Genomic DNA, 6,755 nt, shown 5'->3' with positions numbered 1-6,755 from the left:
GGGGCGGAATGATGGGCGGGTGACGTTCCTGGAGGTCGCCTGCGACGAGTCGGGCTCGGACGGCGAGAAGCGGGAACACGGACGTCTTCGCGCACGCGGGCGTGTGCGTCGCGGGCGACGCGGCGGCCCGGGCGCTGCGGGAGGTGCGCGAGCGGATCCGCTCGCCCGCCGAGGAGTACAAGGCGAACCATCTGCTGCGCGAGAAGCACCGGGCGGTGCTGGAGTGGTTCCTCGGGCCGGCGGGGCCGCTGGGCGGCGAGGCCTCGGTGCATCTCGTCGACAAGGCGTGGTTCGTGGTCGTGGCGGTCGTCGACGTGCTGGCCCCGGGGCCGTCCGCGGCGGCGCGGGCGGCCGTGCTGTACCGCGAGGGGCGCCGCACCGTGGACGCGGAGCGGTGGCGCGCTTTCCTCCGGGCCGCCAACGAACTGGCGCGGACCAGGAACCACGAGGCGGGGCCGGCGCCCGTCGACCCGTTCTTCCGGGCCCTGGAGACGCTGGCTCCGGACGACGGCGGTGACGGGGCCCTGGCCGGGGTCGTCGAGGTGCTGCGGCGGGCCGGGCCGCGGGCGGAGGCGTTCCGGGCGCGGCTCGCGGAGGCGCCTGAGGCCGTGGAGCCGCTGGACCCGCTCTTCCCCGCGCTGGAGCGGACGGTGGCGCGCTGGAGCGCGGACGGGGTCCGGGTGCACGTCGTGCACGACCGGCAGAACTCGCTCACCGAGGAACGGATCGCGCGGCTCGGGGCCCGCCTGGCGCCGGACCTGCGGCCGGCGGGGCTGCGGCTGGCCGAGTCGCGCCACGACCCGCGGATCCAGCTCGCCGACTTCCTCGCGGGGGTCGCGCGGAAGCTGGCCTCGGACGAACTGGCGGGAGGCGGCGACCCGGTGCTGACCGGACTGCTGCGCCCCTACGTGGATCCGTTCTCGGTGTGGGGCGACGAACGGAGCTGGTCGCGGCTGGGGCCCGGGCGTCACCCGGCCGGGCCCCGGCCGCCGGCGCCTCAGCTCGCGCCGATGAGCTTCGTGACGCGGTGCGCCAGCGCGATGGAGTAACTCTGCCCGCGGTCCTGCGGGTAGATCTGCGCCATCGTGGCGAGCGTGACCCGGCTCATGTGGGTGCGGTGCCCCGGGATGAGCGAGCGGTACTCGGGGGTCACGACCGGCTGGGCGAAGGGGGCACGGGAGAAGTGCCACTCCTGGATCCACGAGCGGTCGAAGTCCGGGTTGAGCCGCTGCAGGTACGGGATGTACCGGTCCAGCACCTCCGCGGGGTCGGTGGTGAACCGCCAGTCGTCCCGCGGCACGTAGTTGCCGACGTAGAGGAGGTGGCGGCCGCCGTACTCCTCGCGGTCGACCATCTGCGTGTGCTCCACGACGGCCAGGAACGGGAAGTCCGGGTCGTTGATGTTGAGCCAGTAGTACGGGATCACGCTGCGGTCGACCTCGAGCACGAAGCAGGTGGCGCCGAGGTACTGGTTGCGCCACACGGTGTCGTCGGAGGGGACGTCCGCGGCCTTGGCGAAGACCGGCTGCGGGACGGTGACGATGAGCTGGTCGAAGGCGTAGGACGCGCCGTCGCCGGTGGTCACCGTGACCTGCTCGGCACCCTCGGGCTGGCGGATGGTCTCCACCTTCTTGCCGAACTCGACCTTGCCGCCGCGGGCGGCGACGGCGTCGCGCAGCGCCGCGTACACACGCTCGAAGCCGCCGTGCACGTAGCCGAGTTCGAAGGTGCGGCAGTGCACGCGGGCCCACAGCCACGCCATGGAGACCTCGTCGGCCCGGTCGCCGAACTTGCCGCGCAGCAGCGGCTCCCAGATGGTCTCGGTGGCCTTGCGGCCGGCCCGGCGGCGCAGCCAGTCCAGGGCGGTGAGGTCGTTGTAGCGCTCACCGCTGCGGACGGCCTTGAGCAGCGCGGAGGAGGCACCGAAGCGCACGCCGTCGACCAGCGAGAAGGAGGGGAAGCGCAGCATCTCCAGCGGGGTGCTGAAGGGGTGCAGTTCGCCGTCCCGGTAGACGCCGGTGGTGGGCTTGTGGAAGCGCAGGTCGTCGCCGAGGCCGAGCTCCTCGATGAGCTCGATGATGTCCCGGTCGCTGCGGAAGATGTGGTGGTAGTACCGCTCCAGCGGGACGCCGCCGATGGGGATCGACGCCGCGAGTCCGCCCAGCTCGTCGGCCGCCTCGAGCACCGTGACCTGGTGTCCGGCCTTGACCGCGTCGTAGGCGGCGGTCAGGCCGGTGGCGCCGGCACCGATGATGCCGAGATTCATCCGAAACTCCACTTCCTGTTGAGCACGAACTGGGTGGCCAGCACCAGCGGCAGCGAACCCGCCTTGACGATGTTCGCGTCGACGCCCAGCCAGCTGGTGAAGATCTGGAACAGCACGTAGGTCAGGGCGATGCCGGTGACGCCGACCGCGTAGAAACGCAGGAAGCGCACGAACAGCCGGTCCCGCTTGTCGAACGTGAAGATCGCGTTGAGCACGAAGTTGTTGGTGATGCCGAGGCTCGTGCTGATGATGTTGGCGACCTGCTCGTCGAGGCCGAGCACGTTGAAGAGCAGCAGGAAGGCCAGGAGGTCGAGGGCGACGCCGCTGCCGCCGACCAGGCCGTAGCGGATCAGCTGCCGCAGGTCCGCCCGCCGGTCGGGACCGGCCGGAGCCGGGGCCGCGGTGTCCGCGTCCCCGGCCGCCTCAGTCGCCGTCATGCCGCAGGACCTCGCGCACGATGTACAGCGGCCGGTTCTGCGCCTCGCTGTATATGCGTCCTATGTAGCTGCCGAGCACCCCGATGGCGAGCATCTGGGTACCGCCGAGGAACAGGGTGACGACCATGAGCATGGTCCAGCCGGACACCGTGATGTCGGGCCGGAAGATCTTCATGCCCAGCGCGTACACGATGCCGGCGAGGGAGAGGGCGAGCACGAGGAAGCCCAGCCGGCTGATCAGCCGCAGCGGGACGGTGGAGAAGCTCGTGACGCCGTCGATGGCGAGGCGGGCCATCTTCCGCAGCGGGTACTTGGTCTCCCCGGCGAAGCGCTCGTCGCGGTCGAACTGGACCTCGGTCTGCCGGAACCCCATCGAGGCGACCATGCCGCGCACGAAACGGCTGCGCTCACGGAAGCGGCGCAGCTCGTCGGCCGCCCGCCGGTCCAGGAGCCGGAAGTCGCCGGTGTCGAGCGGGATGTCCACCTCGGCCCAGCTGCGCAGGATGCGGTAGAACGCGTGCGCGGTGGTGCGCTTGAAGATCGTGTCACGGCGGGTACGGCGGCGCGCGTGGACGATCTCGGCACCGGCGCGCCAGGCGTCGACCAACTCCAGGCTGATCTTCGGCGGGTCCTGGAGGTCGGTGTCCATGATGATGACGGCGTCGCCGGTGGCCTCGTCCAGGCCGGCGGTGATGGCGATCTGGTGGCCGTAGTTCCGGGCGAAGTCGACCACCCGCACGCGGGGGTCGTTCTTCGCCAGGTCCCTGAGGATGGTCAGGGAGCCGTCGGCGGAGCCGTCGTTGACGTACACGATCTCGTAGCGGAATTCCGGCCGCCCGGCGAGGGCCTTGGCCAGCTCCTCGTGGAAGTGGCGGATGCCGTCCTGCTCGTTGTACACGGGGAGGATGTACGAGATCAGTGCCGTTCCGCCCGATTCCGGCGCCGGCTGCGGGATCACGGCGGTCGCGGATTCAGCGGTCTGCGTCGTCACCGTCGGTCCTCCGCACCGTGCACTGCGCACTCATGGGGATTCTCAAACATTTGTCGAACCTATGGATCGACTCTTAATTGAAGGCGAACAAAGGCTTTCCGAAGCGACGCGCCGAGTTGACGGCAGAGCGGCACTCAGGTCACGGAATAACCAGTTCCGGCAGGTGGTGAGGGCCTCGTGGGACGCAGGGCGCGTGGCGCCGTCCCCGTCCGGTCACCGCACGGGGGCGGGCCGGGCCTTCCGGGGTACGCACCGCAGGGCCAGGGCCGCGGCGGTCAGGTAGGCGAGGGCGCCGGCGGCCATGGCGAGGCGCAGCCCCGTGCCGTGGTCGGCGGCGGTGGCGAGGAGGGTGCCACCGAGGGCCACACCGGCGGTGCTGCCGATCTGGCGGGCGGTGTTGAACAGGGCTGAGGCGGTCCCGGAGTAGCCGGGGGGCGCGGCCGCCATGACGGTGGTGGTCGTGCCGGTGAGGGCGAAGGAGGTGCCGAAACCCGCGGCCATCATGGGGGCGACGAGCAGCGGGTAGGCCGGGTCGGGCCCCGCCGCGGCCCAGCCGGCGAGCCCGAGGGCGCCCAGCAGCATGCCGGTGACGACCAGCGGACGGTCCCCGGTCCTGCGGGCCAGCCGCCCGGACAGGACGGAGGCGAACATCGTCGTCGCCACGGCCGGGAAGAGGGCGAGGCCGGTGCCGAGGGCGCTGTAGCCGCGCTCGTGCTGGAAGGAGACGCTGGCGGTGAACACCATGCCGTAGAAGGCGAAGTTGAAGAGCAGCCCGGTCAGCGAGCCGCCGCCGACCGCCCGGGAGCGCAGCATGTGCGGTGGGATCGCGGGCGAGCGGGCCAGCCGCTCGCGCACCGCGAACGCCACGACGGCCAGGAGCGCCAGGCCGGCGCCGGCGAGGACCGCCGGATCGGACCACCCGCGCCGCCCGGCTTCGTTGAGGACGGCGGTCAGCAGGGCGACCGCGGCCACGACGGCGCACTGCGCGGGCCAGTCCAGGGCCCGGTCGGCGCGCCGGCGCGAGGGCGCGACGTGCCGCAGCGTCAGCGCCAGACAGGCGACGCCGACGGGCAGGTTGACCAGGAAGACCCACCGCCAGCCCACCGTGGACACAAGCAGCCCGCCCAGCAGCGGGCCCGCGGAGGCCGCGACGCCGGCCATCGAGCCCCACAGCCCGACGGCGCGCGATCGCGCGGCGGGGACGGGATAGGCCTGCTGGAGCAGCGCCAGGGAGCCGGGCACGATCAGCGCCGCGCCGAGTCCCTCGGCCAGCCGCGCGGCGACCAGGGACGGGGCGTCCGGCGCGAGCGCGCAGGCGGCCGAGGACACGGTGAACACGGCCACGCCGGTGCAGAAGACGCGGCGGTTGCCCAGCCGGTCGCCGAGGGCCCCGCCGGTGAGCAGCAGCCCGGCGAACACCATCGTGTAGCCGTCGGTGATCCACTGGATCCCGGTGAGCGAGGCCGAGAGATCGCGGCCCACCACGGGCACGGCGACGTTGATGACGGTCACGTCCAGGATGACCATGAAGTAGCCGGCGCACACCGCCAGCAGGGGTGCCCGCGACCACGGCCGGGCGTCCGGGCCCGGCGCGCCGGCGGGCCCGGGCCCGTCACCGGCGGCCGCCTCCGCGAACGGCACGTCCTCGACCTCATCCCGTACGCAGGGGTTCAGTACCGGATGTCACAGTAAGGGGTGTTCGGTCCCCGTTACGGGACCGGCCGCGCGCGCTGCGCGTGGCTCACCTCGGCGCGCCGGGGAGCCGGCGCAGCAGGTAGGTGTCCATGATCCACCCCTTGCGTTCCCGGGCCTCGGTACGCGCCCGCAGGATGCGCTCGGAGGTCTCGGCGAGCGGGCCGGAGAGGAGGATCTCGTCCTCGGTCCCGAGGTAGGCGCCGTAGTGGATGTCCAGGCCCTCGGGGTCGAGGCCGGCGAAGGCGGCGCCGCCGTCGAGCATGACCACCACGTCGTCGGCCTCCTCGGGGAACCCCTCGGCGAGGCGGCGGCCGGTGGTGATCTGCAGGGGGCGCCCGACCCGGGTGAGGGTGAGGCGGTGGCGGGCCGCGAGGGCGGCGACGCTGCTGATGCCGGGCACGACCTCGTGGGTGAAGGAACCGGGCCGGCGGGCCAGGACCTCCTCGACGACGGCGATCACGCTGTCGTAGAGGGAGGGGTCACCCCAGACCAGGAAGGCGCCGGTCTCGCCGGGGCCGAGGTGGGCGTCGAGGAGTCCGGCCACCAGGTCGGCGCGGCGGCGTCGCCAGTCCTCGACGGCCTCGGCGTAGCCGGGAGCGGTGCGGTCGCGCTCGGCGTCGGGAACCTCGACGAGGCGGTGGCCGGGGCGCGCGTGGTCGTCCAGCATCCGCCGGCGCAGGCGGATCAGGTCCTGGCGTTCCTCGGGTTTCCCGAGGACGAGGAAGACGTCCGTACGGCCGATCGCCTTGACCGCCTGAAGGGTGAGGTGTTCGGGATCGCCCGCGCCGATGCCGATGACGAGGATGTGTCGCATGCGGTGATTGTGCCTTGCGGTGTGCCCGTGACGGCCGTCGCGGCAACTGTTCCCGGGGCGTCCCGTGATGTCCCTCACGCTGGATCGGGTGGTTACGGTGCGACTTAGTAGCGGGCGTCCACGCGGCATATAACATCTATCCGGAACGGAATGGGACATAATTCGCACAGGGGGGCGACGGTATCCGATCCGTACGGCGTCATGGGCCTCTCCCGGGGTGGGGACAGCGATCTGAGGGCCCATCAGGTCTCTTCCGCACCGTGGTTCCGGCGGCGCGGCACGCTCACCCGCCGGGCGCAAGAGGCATCGCGGCTACGAGTCCGCGTAGTACCGATCTTTCATTGCCCGATGTTCGGGACGGTCCACACAATGGCCGGGTCCGCCAGCCGTCACGGCAGCTCAGGTGGGTTGTGAACACGCACGCCGAACCCTGGAGTGAGGTCACGCAATGACGAAGCACCGCCGGATGAAGCCCTTCCGGAAGATCACCGTCGCCGCCCTCGCCGTCGCCGCCGTGGGTGTGCCCTCGGTGGCCATGGCTTGCGTCGGCGG

Annotated in this window: 6 protein-coding genes; 1 reads left to right on the top strand and 5 read right to left on the bottom strand. The window is 72.1% G+C overall.

Annotated features, from left to right (window positions below; all coding sequences use genetic code 11):
- Positions 1 to 101 precede the first annotated feature (101 nt).
- Positions 102 to 1,049, top strand: coding sequence for a hypothetical protein (locus PV350_RS43095; protein ID WP_500338843.1), 948 nt, complete (start codon positions 102 to 104; stop codon positions 1,047 to 1,049).
- On the opposite strand, the gene PV350_RS43090 is transcribed toward PV350_RS43095, so the two are convergent.
- The 5 genes from PV350_RS43090 to cobF form a co-directional block, all read right to left on the bottom strand.
- The gene (locus tag PV350_RS43090) at positions 998 to 2,266 is read right to left on the bottom strand and encodes an NAD(P)/FAD-dependent oxidoreductase (protein ID WP_499510462.1); all 1,269 of its coding nucleotides are present in this window, start codon (positions 2,264 to 2,266) and stop codon (positions 998 to 1,000) included. The two genes, PV350_RS43095 and PV350_RS43090, sit on opposite strands and share 52 nt — an antisense overlap.
- Entirely contained in the window at positions 2,263 to 2,703 is a 441-nt protein-coding gene (locus PV350_RS43085) for a GtrA family protein (RefSeq protein WP_500338840.1), read from the bottom strand. The genes PV350_RS43090 and PV350_RS43085 overlap by 4 nt, the downstream gene beginning before the upstream one ends.
- Positions 2,690 to 3,694, bottom strand: coding sequence for a glycosyltransferase family 2 protein (locus PV350_RS43080; RefSeq protein ID WP_499510464.1), 1,005 nt, complete (start codon positions 3,692 to 3,694; stop codon positions 2,690 to 2,692). The genes PV350_RS43085 and PV350_RS43080 overlap by 14 nt, the downstream gene beginning before the upstream one ends.
- 213 nt (positions 3,695 to 3,907) lie before the next feature.
- Positions 3,908 to 5,335: an MFS transporter gene (locus PV350_RS43075; RefSeq protein WP_500338838.1), complete on the bottom strand. Its 1,428-nt coding sequence runs from the start codon at positions 5,333 to 5,335 to the stop codon at positions 3,908 to 3,910.
- A 100-nt stretch (positions 5,336 to 5,435) separates the two neighbouring features.
- Positions 5,436 to 6,203, bottom strand: a complete 768-nt coding sequence (gene cobF, locus PV350_RS43070; RefSeq protein ID WP_500338837.1) for a precorrin-6A synthase (deacetylating) — start codon at positions 6,201 to 6,203, stop codon at positions 5,436 to 5,438.
- Positions 6,204 to 6,755 lie beyond the last annotated feature (552 nt).

Source organism: Streptomyces sp. PA03-6a (assembly GCF_033792765.1).
In the GTDB taxonomy this organism is placed as follows: domain Bacteria; phylum Actinomycetota; class Actinomycetes; order Streptomycetales; family Streptomycetaceae; genus Actinacidiphila.
The sequence above is the reverse complement of the archived record's forward strand: the minus strand, read 5'-3'. Positions and strand labels throughout refer to the sequence as shown.